Here is a 19,613-nt window from a genome sequence, read left to right on the forward strand (position 1 = left end):
GATGGGGGCGGCCGCGGGCCGGGAGGGGGGGAACGGGCCGGCCCGTCGCCCTTTCCACCCGGCGTCATCCGCGTGGAAAGGGCTCGCGCGGCGGAAGGGATCAGGGCTGGAGGCGGCGGCTGGTCCAGCCGTCGCCGTCGCGGTCGTAGCGCAGCCGCTCATGCAGCCTTTCGGTGCCGTTGCTCCAGAATTCGAGCGAGGTCAGGGCGATTTCGAACACGGCATAGCCCGCCGGACGCGGGAGCGGCCCCTCGACCTGGGCCAGGCGACGCGCCTTCAGCCGCAGGGCCTCGACGTCGAGCAGATCCTCGCTCTGCCGGGCCGCGACCGACATCGGATGGGCCTCGAAGGGACGGGCCAGCCACAGGGCGTCGGCCTTGTCGTCGGGCAGGCGGCGGGCCCGGCCGGCAAGAACGATCTGCTGGCAGGTCTCCCGCCAATAGAGCACCCCCGAGCAAACCGGGTTGAGCGCGAGATCGCGGCCCTTCTGGCTGCCGGCATGGGTGGAGAACAGCACCCCGGTGTCGGAAATCTCGTTGATGACGACGATCCGGCTCGAAGGCTGGTGGCGGTCATCGACCGTCGCCAGGGCCAGCGCCCGCGGCTCGCGCACATACTGCTCGGCTTTGTCCATCCAGCCGCGCAGCAGCGCGATCGGATCGTCGGGCGGCGCCAGATATTCGGGGAAGGGAAGCTCGATCGTCCCGGTCAGCGTTTCCGATAAATTCACACCCATGGCGAATCTCCTGCTGCGGCAGTGATGAGAGCGGATCTGGTCCTGATCGAAGGGGGCTGAAGCCTGACGCCGCTCCAAAATCAAGGGACGCGCCTTAAACGAAGGCGGTGCATTCGGCGAACAGGGCGCCGTGGCCGGACACCTCGACCTCGGTCACCCGGTCGCCCTCGTAGCCGATGCGGGCGAGCATCAGCGAGGGGCGGCCGATCTCGACGCCCTGCCGGATCTCGATCTCCTCGCCGAACGGCGCCAGACCGTGGCGGGCGAAATGGATCGCGAGCGGGCCGGCGGCCGAGCCGGTGGCGGCGTCCTCGACCACGCCATAGGCCGGCGAGAACATCCGGTTGCGCCAGGACCGCCCGGCTCCGGCATAGCAATTGACCGCCATGTCGGGAAAATCGGACAAGGCGCGGTGATCGGGGCGGAGGGCGGAAAGCGCCGCGACGCTCTCCAGCCCGACCAGCACATGGCGGGGGCCGTTATGGTAGATTTCGACCGGCAGGGTCGAGGCCGCGATCCCCAGCGCGGCCAGGAGGTCCGGGGTCCGGTCGAACAAGGCCCAGGTCGGGATCGGCTGGCGCATGCTGCACGCCACCACCCGGCCCTCCTGGCGGCGAAGCTGGAACGGCACCGTTCCCATCCTGGTTTCGAGGCGCAGCTCGGCCTGCTCGGTCCGGGAACCGAGGGCGATCGCGGTGCCGAGCAGCGGATGCCCGGCGAACGGCAGCTCGTTGACCGGGGTGAAGATGCGGATCCGCCAATCGCCGCCGGCCTGCGGCCGGAGAACGAAGGTGGTTTCCGACAGGTTCAGCTCACGGGCGATCGCCTGCATGCTTTCGGACGAAAGGTCATCGCTGTCGAAAAACACCGCCACCGGGTTGCCCCGCAGCGGCTCGGCGGAAAAGGCATCAATCAGTGTATATTTGTGCATCGACGTTCCCTTCCGCGCGATTTGACCGGCTGGTCAGGGCGTGACGCAGCATCCCGGCGATGATCCGGGGCCCGCCCTGGGTCAGCACCGATTCGGGATGAAACTGCATCGAGGCGAAGCCCGGACCGCGCAGGGCATGCACCTCCCCGCTGCCGGGGTCGCGACTGACATCCACCACGCCGAACGCGTCCCCCTCCAGGAAGTCCCGGCGGCTGCGGGCGGAGAAGGTGTTGTAGAAGCCGACGCTTTCCCGGGAGCCGAACAGATCGATCTCCTTCTGGACGCCCTGGTTGGGCACGGCGCGGCGCTCAAGGTCGAGCCCCAGGCGCAGGCTGAGCACCTGATGGCTGAGGCAAACCGCCAGAAACGGGCGGCGCTCCGCCAGCAGCGAGCGGATCGTCGCGTGCAGAAAGCCGATCTTCGGTTGCCCGACATCGGCGGGATCGCCCGGTCCCGGCCCCATGATCACCAGATCATGGCCGGCGAAGGAGATCGGCTCGCGAAAGCCGCGAACCTCGACCCGCAGCCCCAGCGCCTGCAACTGGTGGGCAAACATCATCGTGAAGGAATCCTCGGCATCGACGATCACGGCCGAGCGGCCGTGCAGGTCGCGCTCGATCTGCCGGCGTTCGTCGGGACCGCTCAGCCAGAAGCCGGAAATCGGCTCGTTGCGGCTGGCCAGGGCGGACAGGACCTGGGGATGCGAGGAAAAGCGCCCGCCGCCCTGGCGCCGCAAGGCGGTGACCAACCCCATCGCCTTGGCCCGGGTTTCGGCGGCTTCGCCGAGCGGATCGGAATCGCGCACGATGGTCGATCCCACCGCGATCCGCATCTGTCCGTCGGCGCTGATCTCGGCGGTGCGGATCAGGATCACCGAATCAAGCGACCGTCCGCCCGAGCGGTCGCGTCCGATCAGCGCCGCCACCCCGCTGTAATAGGCCCGGCCCTGCGGCTCGTGGCGGCGGATCACCCGGCAGGCGCTTTCGATCGGGCTGCCGGTGACGGTGGGCGCGAACATCGTTTCGCGCAGGATCTCGCGCACGTCCCGGTCGGTCATCCCTTCGATGAAGTACTCGGTATGGGCCAGATGGGCCATTTCCTTGAGATGGGGGCCGAGAACCCGGCCGCCATCGTCGCAAAGGCGGGACATCATTTTGAGCTCTTCATCGACGACCATATAAAGTTCGTTCGATTCCTTCTGATTGTTGAGGAAGTCGATCACCTCGTTCAGATCGGGGCCGGAGGGGGGATAGCGATAGGTCCCGCTGATCGGGTTCATCACCGCCAGATTGTCGCGCACGCTGATATGCCGCTCCGGGGAGGCCCCGACGAAGGTCCGCGTGCCGGTATGGATCAGAAAGGTCCAATAGGCGCCCTTTTCGGCCTGAAGCAGGCAGCGGAAGAACGACAGCGGGCTTGAGAGGGAATAATGATCGATTTCGGCGATGAAAGTGCGCTTGATGACGAAATTCGAGCCTTCGCCCGCCCCGATCTCCTCCGCGATCACCTTCGTGACGATCGCGGCATAGGTCTCGTCGTCAAGATCGAACTCCCCGCCGGTGATCCTGATCTTTTCGTTGGGCAGCAGCGCCAGGACACGGTCGAGCCCGACCTCGCCCTGCTCGGTGACCTCGAGCGCCAGCAGGGGCGCGCCATCATCGACCGCCTCGAACCCGCGCTCGACGATCTGCCGGAAGGGGATCAGGACCAGCAGTTCATGCCCGCCCGCCCCGGCCGGCGCTGTTTCCGGCACCGGCAGGGCGTCGAGCCCGGACGGCTCGATCATCCCGCCGACGATCACATCGACCATCCCGCCCGAATTGCCCTCGGCCCGGTGCAGCAGGGCAAAGGGCGGAGGATTGGGGGAGAGAACCCGCCGCAGCAGGGCTTCGGCCGCGCCGTTCATCACTGCACCTCGTCGGTGGTGAGCAGCATGGCGCAACTCCTGGCCGCGTATTCGAGCGCCATCCAATGGTCGCGGCGGCTGAAATCGGCGATGGAATCCGCCACCAGGAACGGCTTGATATCGTTCGAATAGGCATCGACGGTCGAGATCAGCACCCCGATATGGGCATAGACCCCGCACAGGATGAGCTGGTCGCGGCCGCTCGCGCGCATCCGCGCCAGCAGATCGGAATTGAAGAAGGCGCTGTAGCGCCATTTGGTCAGCAACCAGTCGGACGGCCCCGGCCGCAGCTCGTCGACGATCTCACGATCCTCGGCGCTGGCCTGCATCCCCGGCCCCCAGAAATCCTGCAACAGCCCGCGCTGTTGACTGGTCATGCTGCCGGGCTGGGCGGTATAGGCGATCTGGACGCCGCGACGGACGCAAGCCTGCCGCAAGCGGGCGGCATTGGCGATCAGCGCGGCCCGCAGGCTGTCCGGCAGCGGCCGCAGGAAGTACTTCTGCATATCATGGACAAGCAGAACGGAACGCTCCGGGTCCGGAACCCATTTGACCCGATTGGCCGGTAATTCATCGTATCTGGGCAGCGCATACGCTTCGATCGATGGGATGGCATTCATGACATCGGTCTCCGGTCAATGGATTGAACGAGAAAACCTCCCTCGAGAGACAAGACAGGACACCGCCGACGGGACGGGTGATGGCGATGACCTCCCGCCGATCTCCGTCGTCTCGTCCTGTCAGACCGCCCGGCCCGTGACCTGACCGGTGGGGTCAGGTCCGGCCGGGACGGGGACGCCGCGCGGGCGGGCCGGCCGCCGAACGGATCAGGTCAAAAGGCGGCCGGGACACACCCTGCCGGTTCGTTTCGGATCAGGTGGGGATGCCCTCGCGCCGGATGACCGGCACCGGGATGCCGAGCGCGCGCAATTGCTGGCAAACGTTCATGAATTCCCGATTGCGCACGATCTTGCCGTTATCGAGTTCGAATGAATGCAGGAAATGATTTTCGTAATAGCCCTCGGGATAGCCGGGAAAAATGATTTTCCCATGACCATCGCATTCAACCCAAAAATGGTTCGGGTTGTCCGTCTCGAATATTTTAATGTTGTACCATTCCCAGTCGGGGAAGCATTTCAGGGACCATACGGCATGTTCCGCCAGCTTGGCTTTCCCCTGAATGACGATCGGCAGCCCGCTGTCAGTGGTCCACAAGCCGCCACTGCCGTCCTCGACGAACAGTTCATGCCGTTTGAGACGGTCGCTCCCCTTGGTGTTCATGTAGGTCTCGACCGTGACCCGATTGATTTTTCTGAGGGCCTCGGCCTCCGGATCGTTCCAGGTTTTCTTTTCATAGCTCATCGTGAGGTCTCCGCTGCGTGAAGGAACCGTTGCCAAAACCGGAGAGAACGGACGATTGATCAGAGGAAAAGAGAGGCCGATCGACCTGATTTTCTGACAGATATCGGGAAATTCCCGAACGAGCCTGATTTTGCCAAAATCCATTTCAAACGAATGAATGTAATGAATGTCGCAATAATGTTCGGAATAGCCCGGCATCCTGGCCATTCCCCGACCATCACTTTCGACCCAGAACTGATTGGGGTCCCGCGTCTCATACAACCTTAAATTGAACCAAGCCCAATCCGGAAAATACGACTCAAGCCAGGCCGCGAGTTTGGCGAGGTTGTCACGGCCCGCAATGACAAGAGGACGTCCCGTTTCCGTCGTACAATTGATGCAACGGCCATTTTCCGTAAAATATTCGTGGCGGCGCAAACGATCACGCCCCGTGGACTTCATATATCCTTCAATGGTTCTTCGATTGATCGTTCGGCAATCCTGATCAGACCATCGCGTCATGGGGGCGTCGTGTCCTCCCATCGATCCTCCCTGCCACACCATGCCTCGATGGAGGCCTTATTCCCCGGCGGTTCCGGACAGGGCAGTCTCGATGGATCATCCCGGCACCGGACCCAACACCACTATAGATACCTTTTCTCCGACATGATTGCACGCGGAAAAGCATCTTATGCGAGTCATTGCTCGCATAGATGTTAATATGAGCATTCACGATTTCTTAACGTTGCCGCGACCGGGCGTTGCCGATAGTTCGGACATCTCGGTCCGCCGCCCAGATCCGGGACGACCGCCGCCAGACCTCGATCACCAGATGAGGGGGGGACGGGACACGGGGCGGCACCCCCGCCGGCCGGCGTCAGAGGGCGATGAATTCCCCGGCGAGACAATATTCGGCGCCGTTCATGCCGCGCTTGAAGGCGGCGACGCCGGGAGTCAGCCGGTCGTCGATGCCGCCGAGATCGAGCGCGGTGACGCCACGCCCGGCCAGTTCGCCCACCGCCCGCCACAGCAGGAAATTGGTGGCCTTGGTCTTGCGCCCGGCCTCGCCGCTCCAGCCGATCAGGTAGGTGGCGCAGGTGCCATGACGGGCCAACAGAATCCCGGCCACCGCCTCGTCCCCGGCGCGGGCGCGCAGCACCAGCAGATCGTCGGGACGATCGGCGTGGGCGGCCAGCGCCTCGATCTGCTCGGGCGGGGTGGCGGCGAAGCCACGCTCGGCCAGCAGGGCGCGGTAATTGTCGAGCAGCCAGGGCAGCAGATCCGGTCCGGCTTCGAGGGTCAACCCGGCGCGTTCGGCGGCGTTCAGCATGTTGCGCCATTTGCCGTCGAGCCGCTTGCGCAGGGTCTCGGCCGGCTCGGTCAGGTCGAGCCAGGCCGAGCGCCACGGGTCGGCGGCGCGGCGGCGGGCCAGCGGCAGGGCGGTGCCGGCCGGCAGTTCCGGCGCCAGCGCCAAAGCGGCGCCGCGCCACAGCCGCCAGCGGCGGCGGACCAAGGCGACGGCGGCAAGGCGCAAGGCGGGATCCTCGGCCCCGGCCAGCCACACCGGGCCGCGATTGAGCCGGGCGAGGCGGACCGGGCCGAGCCGCTTTTCCAGCACCTGGGCCAGCGCGACCGGGTGTCCGTCGCGGGCGATCACGGCGCGGCGGGGAGTCCAGCCGGCGGCGCGCTTGACCTCACCCCAGGCCCAGCCCTGGACCAGGGTCGAGCGCGGGGCGGTGGCGAACAGATCTTCCCAGGCGGCGCGGTCGAGCCGGTCCCAGGCCAGGGTCAGCCCCATCGCAGCGCCTGACGGTAGGTCGCGGCGGTTTCGTCGGGATCGAGCGCGCCATGCACCGGCAGCAGCAGCACGGTATTGCGCAGCAGCACCGCGCCCCGGCTGTGGATCGGATCGGCCACCACCCGGGGCGGCAGATCGGGCCAGCTCTCGACCGGCAGGCGGGCGCGGCGCAGCGCGTCGTAATGCTTGGCCGCCGCCTGGGGCGAGGCGGCGCGCAAGGCGAGGCGGTAGGGGGCGGCGCTCATTCCCGGGAACAGCGGCTTGAGGTCGGGCAGGCGGGCCAGCGCCTTCAGCAGCGCCTCGGCATTGTCGCGGCGGCGGCGGGCCTCGGCGGCGACGTCGGCGGCGCCGAGCAGACGGCGGGCGAGGTCGGACGGCGCCACCGGCTCGGCCGGCTCGGCCGGGGCGGGGTCGCTGTCGAAGCGGGGCTGGCCGCGCTGGGGCAGCACCAGCCGCAGCAGATCGGGGGCGTTGGCCTGGAACTGGCGGCGATTGAGCCAGTCGCGGTCGTCGGGGGCCATCGGCGGCTGGCCGAGGGCGCGGTCGAACGGCGCCGCCCAGGCGGTTGCGCCGGGGGCGAAGCTGACCACCGCTCCTTCCGGCAGCGGCAGCAGCTTGTGCGGGCTGTAGCAGGTGACGTCGCTGCCGTCGGCGATGCCGGGGATCGGCGCCAGCACATGGGCGGCGTCCTCGACCAGCAGGCAGCCATGGCGGGCACGCAGCCGCCGCGCCGGTTCGAGATCGACCGGCTGGCCGAAGGTGTGGACCACGATCAGGATGTCGAACCCGCCCATCGCCTCGGCCGCCGCCCAGTCGATCGTGCCGTCGCGTCCCGACACCGGCAGATAGGTCAGCCCGGCCCCGGTGCGGCGCAGCGGTTCCAGCGCCTGCGAGCAGATCCAGGCCGGCAGGCCGACCCGGGGGGGCGTGCCGGTGCGCTCGGCCACGGCGCGGGCCAGCGCGGCGAGGCCGTGGGCGGTGCGGTCGATCAGGCGGGCCTCGTCGCCGGGGCGGCGCCACGGCCGGATCAGCGAGGAATCGGTGAAGGCGGGGAGACGGGCACGCTCGAGCATCGCCCGGTCGGGCAGCGGGGCCTGGGTGATGATCATCGGCAAAGTCCTTCATGCCAGCAATCGAGAACCAGCAGCGCCCACACCGGCAGCGACAGATCGCGCCGGCCGGCGCGGTGTTCGGCCAGCAGCGGCGCCACCCCGGCCCAGTCGAGGCCGAGCCGGGCCATCCGCTCCGGCACCAGCCGCTCGGCCACCAGCGGCGCCAGTTCCTGGCGCAGCCAGCGGGCCATCGGCGGGTTGAAGCCGCGCTTGGGGCGGTCGATCAGCGCCGCCGGCAGCAGGCGCCGCCCGGCGGCGCGCAGCAGGGTCTTGGGGCCGGCGGCGAAACGGGTGGCAGCGGACAGGTCGCCCACCGCCTCGATCAGGCGGTGATCGAGCAGCGGCAGCCGCAGTTCCAGCGCATGCATCATGCTCATCGCGTCGCCATAGGCCAGCAGATTGCCGGGCAGGAACGACAGCAGATCGGTTTCCTGCATCGCGTCGAGGGCATGGCGGTGGCCGGTGGCGCGCAGCAGGTCGGCGATCGGCCGGGGCGGCAGCGCCCCGCCGAGCAGGGCCTGGCGCTGCGCCGGGGTGAAATATTCGACCCAGCCGGCATACATCTCGGCGGTGTCCTGGCCGGCCCCGGCGACGAATTCGCGCAGCCGGCGCAGGGTGTGGCGGCCGGACTGGCTTTCCGGCAGCAAGGCGACCGCCGGCTCGATCAGCCCCCGGCGCAGGAAGCGGGGGATCCGCCGCCAGCGCGCCGCCCACAGCCCGCCGCGATAGCGCGGATAGCCGGCGAACAATTCGTCGCCGCCATCGCCGACCAACGCCACGGTGACATGCTGGCGGGCGAGGCGGGACAGCTCGCCGATCAGCAGCGCGGTCGGGTTGCCGAACGGCTCGCCGAACGCCGCCACCATCCGCTCGAGCCCGCCGGCGAGGTCGGCCGAGGCCGGCAGTTCGGTGTGGACGGTTTCCAGCTCGGTGGCGACGGCGCGGGCCTCGGCCCGCTCGTCATAGGCCGGCTCGGTGAAGGTCATGGTGAAGCTGGCGACCCGGCCGCGCCCCTGGGCCTCGGTCATCAGCGCCGCCACCACCGCCGAATCGACCCCGCCCGACAGGAAGCAGCCGACCGGCACGTCGGCGACGAGGCAGGAGCGCACCGCCGCGCGCAGCCGGGGCATCAGCTCCTCGACCGCCGCGTCGGTGGACAGACGCCGGCCGCCGCCGAAGCGCGGCGCCCACCAGCGGCCGATCTCGGCGCTGCGCTGGCGCGGGTTCCAGCGCAGCCAGTGGCCGGGCGGCAGCTTGCGGATGCCGGCATGGATGGTGCGCGGCGCCGGGACGTAGAGGCAGGCGAGGAAGTCCGACAGCGCGACCGGGTCGAGGGCGAGATCGACCCCGAGCACGGTGGCGAGGGCGCGGATCTCGGAGGCGAAGGCCAGCCCGCCACCCGGCAGCGGCGCCCACACCAGCGGCTTGATGCCGACCCGGTCGCGCGCCAGCAGGATCTCGCCGCTGTCGCGGTCGAGCAGGGCGAAGGCGAACATCCCGACCAGCTTGTCGAGCGCCGCCACCCCCTGCTCGGCCAGCAGGGTCAGCAGCACCTCGGTATCGGAACCGCCGCGAAAGGCGTGGCCGCGCCGGGCGAGGTCGGCGCGCAGCTCGGCGTGATTGTAGATCTCGCCGTTGAAGACGATCGCCCAGCGGCCGCAGGGCGACAGCATCGGCTGGCGGCCGGCATCGGTCAGCTCGATCACGGCCAAGCGGGTATGGGCGAGGCCGACCCCGGTGCGGTCGCACAGGAACCGCCCCTGGCCGTCGGGGCCGCGATGGCGCAGCAGGCCGCGCATGCGGTCGAGGGTTTCCGGGGTGGCCCCGGTCAGTCCGGCTATCCCGCACATAGCGGCACCTCGACGCAATCGGGATGGGGGCAAGCGAGGAAGTCCGGCCGCTCGCCGCGCGCGAACGGCAGCGCGGCGAGCAACCCGGCCAGCCGGAACGGGAAGCGCAGCCCTTCCAGCGCGGCACGGCCCCATTGGCGCCGGGCGCGATAGGCCTGGATCGCCTCGTAATGGATGATCACCGCCCGCAGCACGACGAGGCGCAGCACCGGGCCGGGGCGGCGGCGCAGGATCCCCATGTGCCGGCGCAGGATCGCCAGCGAGCAGGCGACCTTGCGGTCGATCCGGCTGGTGATGCCGTCGGGGGCCAGGGTGTAGCGCAGCAGCGGGTCGCCGAAGGTGCGGAAGCGGTCGCCGGCCCCGGCCAGCACCGCCAGCCACATCTCGTAATCCTGGGCCGAGCGCAGGGTCTCGTCGAACCCGCCGGCGGCGACCAGGGCGTCGCGCCGCACCAGCACGGTCGAGGAGGAGATGAAACCGCGCAGGAACAGGGTGCGGTAGGGATCGGCCGGATCGCGCCGCCAGCGGGCGCGGCTGTCGTTGTAGCTCTCGGTGCCGTCGGGGGCGACGTTGATCAGATTGTGCGAACTCATCACCAACCCGTCGCTTTCGGCCAGCGACCGCGCCAGCTTGGTCGGCAGCCATTGATCATCGGCGTCGAGGAAGGCCAGCCATGCCCCCTCCGCCACCGCCACCGCCCGGTTGCGCGCCGCCCCGGCCCCCTGGTTGGGCTGGGTGAACAGGCGCAGCCGCACCGGCCCCATCCGCCCGGCCATCGCCTTGACCACGGCGACGGTGTCATCGTCCGAGCCGTCATCGACCACGATCACCTCGCGCGGGGGAACGGTTTGCCCGGCGATTGAGGCCAAAGCACGGCCGATGGTGGCGGCGTTGCGATAGGCCGGCATCACCACGCTGACATCGGCGGGCGCGGTCATGATCTGCGGGCTCCGCCCGTGCCCTGACCCTCACGCGACAGCCAACGGGTTCCAAGGGCCCTCGGCCCTTGGCGGGTGCGGGCGGAGCCCGCGACTTGCGGCTCAGGCGGCATCGGCGATCTCGGCGAGGGTGGCGTCGGGCGGGGCCGACAGCGGGGTTTCGACCTGGAGGCGAATGGTCAGTTCCAGCATCAGCAGGGCATAGAGGCGGAAGGCGTGGCGGCCGGGATCGGCCAGCAGGCGGCGGATGCCCTCGGCGCTCCACCAGCCGCGCGCCAAAGCGGCCGGGCGGGTCAGCAGCCGTTCGGTCGGGCCGGCCAGCCCACCGGTCAGGAACCAGGCCGGCACCGGCGAGGCGAAGCCCTGCTTGGGGGCGGTCAGCACCGAGTCGGGCAGGAACGGGGCGGCGATCGCCCGCTCCAGGGCCTTCTGCCGGCCGCCGGGGGCGCGGATCTCCGGCGGCACCGCCAGCGCCGCCTCGACCAGCCGGTGATCAAGCAGCGGCACCCGCCCCTCGACCGAATGGGCCATGCTGGTGCGGTCGAGCAGGGTCAGCAGATCCTCGGGCAGGTAGGTGTTGAGTTCGGCGAACAAAGCGCCGCTGTCGGCCGGGCCGGCGAAGCGGGCGAACCATTCGGCCTGGGCCGGCGCCACCGGCGGCAACCGGCAGCCGAGCCGGCGCAGCAGCGGCGGCGGGAACTGGGTCGAATGGTCGTGCAGATAGCCGCCCCGGTCGGTGTCGAACTTGTCGGCGCGGGCCAGCTTCCAGGCCAGCAGCGGATCGAGCCGGCGCAACACCGCCAGCGCGGCGCGGCGCACGGGCGCGGGCAGGCGCAACCAACGCGCCTCGACCGGCAGGCGGAAATAGCGGCCATAGCCGGCGAACAATTCGTCGCCGCCGGTGCCGTTGAGCACCACCCGGGTCTCGGCGCCGATCACCTGATTGATCAGATGGTTGGGCAGCAGGCTGGCATCGGCCAGCGGGGCATCGGCATACCAGGCCAGCCGGGGCAGCAGATCGGCGGCGCGGTCGGTGGCGAGGTCGAACACGGTGTGGTCGGTGCCGTAGCGCGCCGCCACCGCCGCCGCCAGCGGGGTTTCATCGACCGCCGCCCCGGCGAAGCGGACGGTGTAGGTCTTGAGCGGGCGGTCGAGCCGGCGCGCCGCCAGCGCCACCAGCAGGCCGGAATCGATCCCGCCCGACAGCATCGCTCCCACCGGCACGTCGGCGCGCAATTGCAGCCCGACCGCGTCGTCGAGCAGTTCGGTCAGGGCGGCGCCGATCGCGGCGGGGTCGGTGGGCAGGTCGGCGGCAGGGCGGGCCTGCCAGTAGCGTTCGACCGTCACCGTGCCGTCGGCGCGGGCCAGCAGGCGGCAGCCGGGCGGCAGGCTCATCACCCCGCGATAGAGGGTGGCCGGGGCCGGGACATAGCCATGGGCCAGCCACGCCGCCACCGCCGTTTCGTCCACCGCCGGGGTCAGCAGGCCGGAGGCGAACAGCGCCTTGATCTCGGAGGCGAACAGGATCCCGCCGCCGGCCAGCCGGGCCCAGTGGAGCGGCTTGATCCCGAGCCGGTCGCGGATCAGCCGCAACGCGCCGTCGCGCCGGTCGTGGATCGCCAGGGCGAACATGCCGTTGAGGCGCTCGACGAAGGCGTCGCCCTCGGCGCGGTAGGCCTCCAGCGCCGGTTCCATGTCGCCCCGGGTCTGGAACGTCACGCCGCGCGCCTCCAGCCCGGCGCGCAGTTCGCGGTAATTGTAGATCTCGCCATTGCCGAGCAGCACCAGATCGCCGTCGTCACGCACCAGCGGCTGGTCGGCGCCCGCGCGGTCGATGATGGCGAGGCGGGTGAAGCCGGCCTGGAAGCGGCGGTCGGCCGAGAGGTGGCAACGGCTGCCGTCGGGGCCGCGATGACGCATCACCGCCAGCATCGCCGCCAGATCGGCCGCGGCGGCGGGCGCCCCCGCGGGCAGGAACAGGCCGGCCAGACCGCACATCGCTACAAGACCTCGATCGTCAGCAGGCCGGTCCAGGGCAGGCGGGCGAACAAGGTCACCTCCAGCCGGGTGGCGGGGGCCGGTTCGCCATAGGCCTGCCAGCTCTGCTCCGCCACCACCAGGACCGGGGCGTCGCCGGCGGCAAGGTGGAAACGCCGGCCGCGCGGGGTGGTCAGGATCACCCCGCGCTCGGCCCGCTCGACCGCGCAGGGGGTGTGCAGCCGGCGGGTGATCTCGTGGCGGCTGTGGCCGTCGAGCCGGTCGCGCAGTTCCAGCCGCTGCGGGGTGAAGCGCCAGTGGCGTTCGGCGATGCCGACCCCGGGCAGGCGGGCGAAACCGTGATGGGCCAGCGCCACCCCGTCCTCGGCCCGGGCCAGCACCGCCGGGCCGGCGACGGCGCGGCGGAAGGCCGGGGCGTAATAGGGCCGGTTGGGCGGATAGGGCTCGGCCCGATCGACGGTCAGGCCGTTATGGGCGATCGCGGCGACGTCGGGATCGGCCTCGCCGGCAACGGCATAGGAACCCCGGCCCCGGTCGATCAGCAGCTTCTCGCCGTCATGATGCAGTTCGAACCCGCCGCAATCCTGGTGGCCGTGGCCGGGCATCATGCTCCAGCCCTCGGGCTCGGCGTGCCACAGCCCGGCCCAGGCGCCGAAATCGGCCCGCAGCCAGCCATCGGCGGCCGGATCCGCCCCCGCCGCGACCCCGTCGAGCAGGGCGGTCAAAGCGGCGCGGTCGGCGTCGTCGAGCAGCGCCAGCCAGCCGGAGGCGCGGTCGCCGCCCGGCAGCAGCCCGGCGAGATGCGACGGCGGGCAATCGGGCGAGATGTCGCCGATCAGCGGCAGCCCGCCCGGCAAAGCCAGCACCGGCAGTTGGGCGGCGGCGGCGCGCAGGCTGGCCTCGAGCGGCACCGCCTCGGGCCGGCCGTGACGGCGGGCGGCCAGCCACAGGCTGGCCAGCGAGCGGGTCAGCAGCAGGTGATAGTGGCTCGACCCCTCGCGCAGCAGGCCGGAGGGGCGGAAGATCCGCTCGGCCTCGCTCAGCACCAGGGCGAAGCCGAGATCGGCGCAGGCCGGCAGCCCCAGCGCCAGCCCAAGCAGAGCGAGGCCGCGCCCGTTGTTGAACAGGTGGTTCGAGGTGTGATGCGGGCCGAAATATTCCAGCCGCGCCGCGATCGCCGGGCCGTGCACCGCCAGCAAAGCGAGGCTGTCGCCCACCGGTTCGGGCAGACCGTGGCGGGCGGCGAAGGTCAGCAGGTTGATCGCCCGCTCGGCGGCGGTATAGGGGTGCCACGCCCAGGATTCGAGGTCGGGAACGCCATGGCGGGCCCGCCACGCCGCCCACAGCGCCCCAACCCAGCGCGGATCGTCGTCGGCCGCCATCAGCGGCACCCAGGCGAAGCGGAACAGGCCGAGCCGGGCTTCGAGATCGGGCAGCGGGCGATCGAACAGGCCGGCTTCCTCGCCGGGGGCGAGGTTGAGCACCGCCCCGGGCAGGCGCAGCCGGATCGGCCGGGCCGGCGGGCCGGGCGGCAGCGGCGCGAAGACGGCGCACGGCGGTTCGGGGGCGAGGCCGCTCCAACCCTCGCCCAGCACCGGCGGACGATGCGGGGTGAAGGCGGGGGCGCCGGGGGTCCGCCGCAGCAGGCGCGCGCGCAACCAGCGCCGCAGCACCGGATCGGCGGCGAACTGACCGGCCTTGCGAAGGAAAGCGGATGACATGGCTTTGACTTTTAGCCGAGACCGCCGCGACTTACCAGCCTGCAACAGGTCACGGACACCCGGTCTCCGCCGATTGGCCGACGGCCGGACCCGGGCCACGCCCGGGGAAAAACCCCGGCGGCGCGAGGCCGCCGGGCCAGGAGGGTCACTTCTTGGGCGCCGCCGCCTTGGTGAAGGCTTCGCGGGCCTCGTCGAGGCTCTGGCTGAAGCGCTTGTTGAGCAGGTCGAAGGCGTCGGAATTGGCCTTGGTGATCAGCTCGGTCAGCTCGCGGGCGTTGACCAGGGCGCGCTCGAACGCATCCTTGGTCAGTTCGGCCTGCCGGGCCGCCTTTTCGTGCGGCGAACCGGGCTCGGCGAAATCCTTGGACAGCTGGGCCACCTCGTCGATCGCCTGGCGCAGGATCTCGACCTGACGCTTGACCACGTTCTGCAACCCCTCGAAGGCCAGCTTGTTGGCCTGGGTCAGCGCCTCAATGTTCTTGCGCTGGCTGGCGACGATGGTCTCGACATCGACACCGGGCACCTTGAAATCGCCGAGATACTTGCTGATGTCAAAATCGAACAACGGTTCGGACTGTTTGGCGGCCATGCTGTCACCTCTCCATCGCAGCGAGATGTTGCGGTGCAGCGAAGAGTGCCAAACCTGCCCGACAAAGTCAACATCAGTTCCCCACCGGAGCGGGGAAGCGTTACCCTTGTGAAATCAATACGAGCAATCCGGGCGCCCCGCCGGGGCGCCCGGGGACCGCGTCAGCCGGCCAGTTCGCGGCTGCGGATCTCGGCGGCGGCGATCGCCCGCTCCAGCAGCGGACCGAAGCCGGTGGTTTCGTCCATCAGCACCGCCAGCGCGGCGGCGGTGGTGCCGCCCGGGCTGGTGACGGCGCGGCGCAGGCTGGCGGCGTCGTCGGCCGACTGGCGCAGCAATTCGCCCGAGCCCGCCACGGTGGCGCGGGCCAGCCGCATCGCCAGTTCGGGATCGAGCCCGAGCCGGACCCCGGCGGCGGCCATCGCCTCGACCAGCAGGAAGACATAGGCCGGCCCCGAGCCGGACAAGGCGGTGACGGCGTCGATCTGGGCCTCGTCCTCGACCCAGCCGACCTCGCCCACCGCGCTCAGCAGCTCGGCGGCCAGGCTGCGCTGGGCGGCGGTGACGCCGGGACCGGCGCAGCCGACGGTGATGCCGCGCCCGACCGCGGCCGGGGTGTTGGGCATGGCGCGGACGATCGCCGCCCCCTCGCCCAAAGCGGCGCGGAACGAGGCGATCGGCTTGCCGGCGGCGATGGTCAGCACCAAGGCGTGGCCGGCGAAGCGGCGATAGGGCGGCAGCACGCCGGCCATCACCTGCGGCTTGACCGCCAGCACCACCACGTCGGGGGCGAAGGCGGCGGGAATCTCCGCCGCGTCGGCCACCACCGTCACCCCGGCGAAGGCGGGGCGGGCCGGCTCGACCACCACCACATCGGCGGGGGCGACGCCCCGGCCGAGCCATCCGGTCAGCAAAGCGGAGCCCATCCGGCCGCAGCCGACCAGCAGAATTTTCGTCATCGTTTTCGTGCCTTCAGGAAAAAAGCCTTACGCCTCGCCGGCGGTTTCCAGCAGCGAGGCCGCCACCGCGTCGCGGGCGCTCTTGCCGCCCCAGATCACGAACTGGAAGGCGGGATAGAACCGTTCACACTCGCTGACGGCGATATCGACCAGATCCTCGACCTGTTCCGGCGACAGGCCGGTGCCGCCGCGCAGCAGCGAGGTGTGGCGGAACATCGGCACGGATTCTTCGTCCCACAGGCCGAAATGACCCAGCCACAGCTTTTCATTGACGATGGCGAGCAGATCGCAGATCGGCGAACGCTTGCCGTCGGGCACCTTCATGTCGAAGGCGCAGGTGAAGTGGATCGCCCCCATGTCCTCGCGCCAGGCGAAGTAGAGCGAATAATTACACCATTTCCCGGGAACCTCGGCGGCCAGTTCCTCGTCGCTGCGCCGGTCGAAGGCCCAGTCGTTGGCGGCGACGAATTGTTCAACGAGATCAACCGGGTTGGCCTGGTGCTCGTCTTCTTGACGAGCGGCGGTCAAGGTCATGCCTGTGTCCTCCTTGGCATGGCACCCGTGCGGCAGGGCGGCGGAATCAAATAGTTGTATTCCGCCGGCCCTACCCCGACAAAAGCTAGCCTACGCACGCGCCCTGCCACGCGGCAAGCGCTTCCTCGGCCCACGTCCATGAATTTTTGTGGATAAGCGCCGGGATCAGGAGCGGGACTGGGTCAGCTCGGCCAGCCGGGTCTCGAGGATCCGGACGCGCTCTTCCAGCGCTTCCTGCTCGGCGCGGGCACGGCGGGCCAGCGCGCTGACGATTTCGAATTCCTCGCGGGTCACCATGTCGAGGCTGCCGACGAGGCGTTCGACATGCTGACGGACGCGGGCCTCGATCTCCCCGCGCAGGCCGGACAGGGCCCCGAGCGCGCCATTGGCGACCCGGCCGAAATCGTCGATCAGCGGATTATTGAGTGGCATGATGGTCCCTGGGATCAGAAGTAAGGCGACAGTATGACCGGAGTGGCGCGCCAATGCCAGTCCGGTGTCAAGTTATTTTTTTGACGGCCGCGCCGCCCGGCGGCGGCGCGGGAAACCGGGGCGTCAGCCCTTGTCGCTGACCCCGGCCTCGTCGAAGGTGGCCATCCCGGTGTGGCAGGCCACCGCCGCCTTGACCAGACCGGCGGCCAGCGCCGCGCCCGAGCCCTCGCCCAGGCGCAGGCCGAAATCGAGCAGCGGGGCCTTGCCCAGCGCCCCGACCAGCCGGCGATGGCCCGGCTCGGCCGAGACATGGCCGACCTGGCAATGGTCGAGCGCGCCCGGCCGCGCCGCCTCGAGCGGGGCCACCGCGGCGGTGACGACATAGCCGTCGAGCAGCACCGGCACCCGGCGCAGCCGCGCCGCCACCGTCGCCCCGGCCAGCGCCACCAGTTCGCGCCCGCCCAGGGCGCGCAGGATTTCGAGCGGCGGCAGGCCGCGATGGCGCGCCACCCCGGCGGCGACCACCTCGATCTTGCGGGCCAGCGCGCCGCCGACGACGCCGGTGCCGCGCCCGGTCCAGTCGGCCGCCTCGCCGCCGAACAGGGCGCAGGCGATCGCCGCCGCCGGGGTGGTGTTGCCGATCCCCATCTCGCCCAGCACCAGCAGGTCGGCGCCGTCCGGCACCGAATCGAGCCCGGCCTGGAAGGCGGCGAGGAACCCGGCCTCGTCGAGCGCCGGCCCTTGGGTGAAATCGGCGGTGGGGTGGTCGAGGTCGAGCGCGACCACGTCGAGGGCGATGCCGAAGGTGCGGCACAGCTGGTTGATCGCGGCGCCGCCGTGCTGGAAATTGGCGACCATCTGCACGGTGACCTCGGGCGGGAAGGCCGAGACGCCGAGGGCGGCGACGCCGTGATTGCCAGCGAACACCCGCGCCACCGGGCGCTCGAAGCGGGGCGGATGGGCCCCCTGCCAGGTGGCGAGCCAGGCCGACAGCTCCTCGAGCCGGCCGAGCGAGCCGGCCGGCTTGGTCAGACGGGGCTCGCGCGCGGCGGCGGCGGCGGCGGCGGCGGCCTCGCCCTCGGGCAGCGCGGCCAGCAGCGCGGAAACGTCGGCAAGCGAAGATACGGTCAGGGTCACGGCCCTTCCCCCCAGCATGGTGAGACGGAAAACGGCCGGATCTATAGCCGACCCGGCCCGGTCGAGTCACCCGTCATCGCCGTCCGGCTCAGGCGGAGGCGGCGAACCGGACCTGGGGGCGGCGGAACAGCGGCGCCGGACCGGGCGGCGGCTCGTGGCGGCCGATATGGGCGATCCAGCGCCGGCCCAGCTCCAGCAGGGCGCGGTGATCGAGCCGCTGGCGCTGCCCGAGTCCCCAGGCCTGCTGCAACTGGCGGACCCGGCCGAGGATGCGGTCATGCTCGCCCGGCGGATGCGGCTCGGCCGAACGGGCGAAATGGCGGGCGACGGCCCGGCCGAGGGCGTCGAGCGCCATCTCGACCACCGCGAACGGCGCCCCCACCGCGAGGGCGACGTCGAGTTCGTTGAGCAGATCCACCACCAGCCGGTGTTCGGCGTCGAGGATGCCGTCTCCGACCGACAGGCTGCTGTCCCAGATCGCGATCATCGCCCCCTCCCTGGCAACTGGACGGATCCTCGACCCGTTATACCCGACTCGGCAGGGGGAGGGGAGGAAAGACCGGGCCATTCCTGGCGGTCCGGCCTGTTCTTTCGGATAGGTCTAAACGCGGCGCGGGTCCGACCGGGCACCGGTTCCCGCCGTGGCCGAAGCGCGCGCCGCCACAAGCCGGCGGCGGCGGGAGCGGCGGCGGGGACCTCCCCAACCGGTGGCGGCGGCGCGGAACGGGCGACGGGGATCAGACCCGCCCGGCCGCCTCGGCGATCAGCGGCCGCACCCGGAAGCTGCCCTGGTCGGGCGCCAGCACCCCGGCCAGCCAGGGCAGCAGCTCGGCCAGCGCCGGGGCCAGCCCCCAGGGCGGGTTGACCACCAGCAGCCCGCTGCCGTTGAGGCGGAACGGGTCGGTGGCCGGGCGCAGCAGCAGTTCGACCGCCACCGTTTCCGGCCCGCCGGCGGCGGCGACCGCGTCGAGGAAGGCATCGACCGGCTCGGCCGCCTTGATCGGGTACCACACCAGCACGATCGCCTGCGGCCAGCGGCGATGGATCCGGCCGAGCGCGGTCAGCAGCCGCTCGAACTCGTCGGTGCGCTCGAACGGCGGATCGATCAGCACCAGCCCGCGCCGCTCGGGCGGCGGCAGCAGCGCCTTGACCGTCTGGTAGCCGTCGAGATGGTGGATGCCGACCCGGCGGTCGCCGGCGAAGGTCCGGCGCAGGGCGACCACGTCCTCGGGATGCAGCTCGGCCAGCGCCAGCCGGTCCTGCGGCCGCATCAGGCCGCGCACCAGCGCGGGCGAACCGGGATAATGGTCGAGCCCGCCGCCCGGATTGGCCGCCGCCAGCGCGGCGAGATAGGGGGCGAGCGCCGGCGGGGCGTCGCCGGCCCGCTCCAGCACCCGGGCGATGCCGGTCTTGAACTCGCCGGTCTTCTGCGCCGCCTCGGCCGACAGGCGGTAGGCGCCGCAGCCGGCATGGGTGTCGAGGACGAAGAACGGGGTCTCCTTGCGGGTCAGCGCGGTGACCGCCTGGGCCAGCACCGCGTGCTTGATCACGTCGGCGAAATTCCCGGCATGGTAGGCGTGACGGTAATTCATGGGCGTTCGCGAAATCCTGCCTTTTTTCTGCGCGGAAGTCAT

18 protein-coding genes are annotated in these 19,613 nt (G+C 70.5%); all 18 read right to left on the reverse strand.

The genetic code is table 11. The annotated features are described in order from the left end of the window. Positions 1-100 precede the first annotated feature (100 nt). Positions 101-736: a phenazine biosynthesis FMN-dependent oxidase PhzG gene (phzG, locus tag ACFSNB_RS02130; protein ID WP_377314048.1), complete on the reverse strand. Its 636-nt coding sequence runs from the start codon at positions 734-736 to the stop codon at positions 101-103. A 94-nt stretch (positions 737-830) separates the two neighbouring features. Then, positions 831-1,667 (reverse strand): PhzF family phenazine biosynthesis protein, encoded by an 837-nt coding sequence (locus ACFSNB_RS02135; protein WP_377314050.1) that lies wholly within the window; start codon positions 1,665-1,667, stop codon positions 831-833. Next, entirely contained in the window at positions 1,645-3,573 is a 1,929-nt protein-coding gene (locus ACFSNB_RS02140; RefSeq protein WP_377314052.1) for an anthranilate synthase family protein, read from the reverse strand. Before ACFSNB_RS02140 ends, ACFSNB_RS02135 begins: the two co-directional genes overlap by 23 nt. Beyond that, positions 3,573-4,193: an isochorismatase family protein gene (locus ACFSNB_RS02145; RefSeq protein ID WP_377314054.1), complete on the reverse strand. Its 621-nt coding sequence runs from the start codon at positions 4,191-4,193 to the stop codon at positions 3,573-3,575. The genes ACFSNB_RS02140 and ACFSNB_RS02145 overlap by 1 nt, the downstream gene beginning before the upstream one ends. 253 nt (positions 4,194-4,446) lie before the next feature. Next, on the reverse strand, positions 4,447-5,457 hold the full coding sequence (locus ACFSNB_RS02150) for a PhzA/PhzB family protein (RefSeq protein ID WP_377314056.1): 1,011 nt from the start codon (positions 5,455-5,457) through the stop codon (positions 4,447-4,449). Positions 5,458-5,791: 334 nt separating this feature from the next. After that, positions 5,792-6,712, reverse strand: coding sequence for a lipid II:glycine glycyltransferase FemX (locus tag ACFSNB_RS02155; protein WP_377314058.1), 921 nt, complete (start codon positions 6,710-6,712; stop codon positions 5,792-5,794). Beyond that, positions 6,703-7,821 carry a DegT/DnrJ/EryC1/StrS family aminotransferase gene (locus tag ACFSNB_RS02160; protein ID WP_377314059.1) on the reverse strand — a complete coding sequence of 373 codons (1,119 nt, stop codon included), beginning with the start codon at positions 7,819-7,821 and terminating at the stop codon, positions 6,703-6,705. The genes ACFSNB_RS02155 and ACFSNB_RS02160 overlap by 10 nt, the downstream gene beginning before the upstream one ends. Beyond that, complete coding sequence (asnB, locus tag ACFSNB_RS02165; protein WP_377314061.1) at positions 7,818-9,674, reverse strand: asparagine synthase (glutamine-hydrolyzing); 1,857 nt, start codon at positions 9,672-9,674, stop codon at positions 7,818-7,820. Before asnB (ACFSNB_RS02165) ends, ACFSNB_RS02160 begins: the two co-directional genes overlap by 4 nt. Beyond that, entirely contained in the window at positions 9,662-10,612 is a 951-nt protein-coding gene (locus ACFSNB_RS02170; RefSeq protein ID WP_377314063.1) for a glycosyltransferase family 2 protein, read from the reverse strand. Before ACFSNB_RS02170 ends, asnB (ACFSNB_RS02165) begins: the two co-directional genes overlap by 13 nt. A gap of 102 nt (positions 10,613-10,714) precedes the next feature. Continuing rightward, positions 10,715-12,610 (reverse strand): asparagine synthase (glutamine-hydrolyzing), encoded by a 1,896-nt coding sequence (gene asnB / locus ACFSNB_RS02175; protein WP_377314065.1) that lies wholly within the window; start codon positions 12,608-12,610, stop codon positions 10,715-10,717. A gap of 2 nt (positions 12,611-12,612) precedes the next feature. Then, positions 12,613-14,331: a heparinase II/III domain-containing protein gene (locus tag ACFSNB_RS02180; protein WP_377314067.1), complete on the reverse strand. Its 1,719-nt coding sequence runs from the start codon at positions 14,329-14,331 to the stop codon at positions 12,613-12,615. Between the two features lie 145 nt (positions 14,332-14,476). Continuing rightward, positions 14,477-14,920 (reverse strand): phasin family protein, encoded by a 444-nt coding sequence (locus ACFSNB_RS02185; RefSeq protein ID WP_377314069.1) that lies wholly within the window; start codon positions 14,918-14,920, stop codon positions 14,477-14,479. 161 nt (positions 14,921-15,081) lie between these two features. After that, a complete protein-coding gene (gene proC / locus ACFSNB_RS02190) occupies positions 15,082-15,876 on the reverse strand; it encodes a pyrroline-5-carboxylate reductase (RefSeq protein WP_377314071.1) in 795 nt (264 codons plus the stop codon). A gap of 27 nt (positions 15,877-15,903) precedes the next feature. Continuing rightward, positions 15,904-16,410, reverse strand: coding sequence for a type III secretion system chaperone family protein (locus ACFSNB_RS02195; protein ID WP_377314073.1), 507 nt, complete (start codon positions 16,408-16,410; stop codon positions 15,904-15,906). Between the two features lie 165 nt (positions 16,411-16,575). Continuing rightward, entirely contained in the window at positions 16,576-16,842 is a 267-nt protein-coding gene (locus tag ACFSNB_RS02200; RefSeq protein WP_377314075.1) for an accessory factor UbiK family protein, read from the reverse strand. A gap of 123 nt (positions 16,843-16,965) precedes the next feature. Then, complete coding sequence (gene cobT / locus ACFSNB_RS02205) at positions 16,966-17,997, reverse strand: nicotinate-nucleotide--dimethylbenzimidazole phosphoribosyltransferase (RefSeq protein ID WP_377314077.1); 1,032 nt, start codon at positions 17,995-17,997, stop codon at positions 16,966-16,968. A 70-nt stretch (positions 17,998-18,067) separates the two neighbouring features. Next, positions 18,068-18,466, reverse strand: coding sequence for a bacteriohemerythrin (locus tag ACFSNB_RS02210; protein WP_377314079.1), 399 nt, complete (start codon positions 18,464-18,466; stop codon positions 18,068-18,070). 250 nt (positions 18,467-18,716) lie between these two features. Then, positions 18,717-19,571 carry a 23S rRNA (adenine(2030)-N(6))-methyltransferase RlmJ gene (locus ACFSNB_RS02215; protein WP_377314081.1) on the reverse strand — a complete coding sequence of 285 codons (855 nt, stop codon included), beginning with the start codon at positions 19,569-19,571 and terminating at the stop codon, positions 18,717-18,719. Positions 19,572-19,613: the final 42 nt, after the last annotated feature.

Source organism: Phaeospirillum tilakii (assembly GCF_042683125.1).
Classification (GTDB): domain Bacteria; phylum Pseudomonadota; class Alphaproteobacteria; order Rhodospirillales; family Magnetospirillaceae; genus Phaeospirillum; species Phaeospirillum tilakii.

Coding starts and splice junctions, on each gene's coding strand:
- cobT (WP_377314077.1), bottom strand. CDS start 17,997: ATGCTGGGGGGAAGGGCCGTGACCCTGACCGTATCTTCGCTTGCCGAC.
- ACFSNB_RS02140 (WP_377314052.1), bottom strand. CDS start 3,573: ATGAACGGCGCGGCCGAAGCCCTGCTGCGGCGGGTTCTCTCCCCCAAT.
- asnB (WP_377314061.1), bottom strand. CDS start 9,674: ATGTGCGGGATAGCCGGACTGACCGGGGCCACCCCGGAAACCCTCGAC.
- ACFSNB_RS02135 (WP_377314050.1), bottom strand. CDS start 1,667: ATGCACAAATATACACTGATTGATGCCTTTTCCGCCGAGCCGCTGCGG.
- ACFSNB_RS02180 (WP_377314067.1), bottom strand. CDS start 14,331: ATGTCATCCGCTTTCCTTCGCAAGGCCGGTCAGTTCGCCGCCGATCCG.
- asnB (WP_377314065.1), bottom strand. CDS start 12,610: ATGTGCGGTCTGGCCGGCCTGTTCCTGCCCGCGGGGGCGCCCGCCGCC.
- ACFSNB_RS02155 (WP_377314058.1), bottom strand. CDS start 6,712: ATGGGGCTGACCCTGGCCTGGGACCGGCTCGACCGCGCCGCCTGGGAA.
- ACFSNB_RS02210 (WP_377314079.1), bottom strand. CDS start 18,466: ATGATCGCGATCTGGGACAGCAGCCTGTCGGTCGGAGACGGCATCCTC.
- proC (WP_377314071.1), bottom strand. CDS start 15,876: ATGACGAAAATTCTGCTGGTCGGCTGCGGCCGGATGGGCTCCGCTTTG.
- phzG (WP_377314048.1), bottom strand. CDS start 736: ATGGGTGTGAATTTATCGGAAACGCTGACCGGGACGATCGAGCTTCCC.
- ACFSNB_RS02200 (WP_377314075.1), bottom strand. CDS start 16,842: ATGCCACTCAATAATCCGCTGATCGACGATTTCGGCCGGGTCGCCAAT.
- ACFSNB_RS02195 (WP_377314073.1), bottom strand. CDS start 16,410: ATGACCTTGACCGCCGCTCGTCAAGAAGACGAGCACCAGGCCAACCCG.
- ACFSNB_RS02150 (WP_377314056.1), bottom strand. CDS start 5,457: ATGGGAGGACACGACGCCCCCATGACGCGATGGTCTGATCAGGATTGC.
- ACFSNB_RS02185 (WP_377314069.1), bottom strand. CDS start 14,920: ATGGCCGCCAAACAGTCCGAACCGTTGTTCGATTTTGACATCAGCAAG.
- ACFSNB_RS02170 (WP_377314063.1), bottom strand. CDS start 10,612: ATGACCGCGCCCGCCGATGTCAGCGTGGTGATGCCGGCCTATCGCAAC.
- ACFSNB_RS02160 (WP_377314059.1), bottom strand. CDS start 7,821: ATGATCATCACCCAGGCCCCGCTGCCCGACCGGGCGATGCTCGAGCGT.
- ACFSNB_RS02215 (WP_377314081.1), bottom strand. CDS start 19,571: ATGAATTACCGTCACGCCTACCATGCCGGGAATTTCGCCGACGTGATC.
- ACFSNB_RS02145 (WP_377314054.1), bottom strand. CDS start 4,193: ATGAATGCCATCCCATCGATCGAAGCGTATGCGCTGCCCAGATACGAT.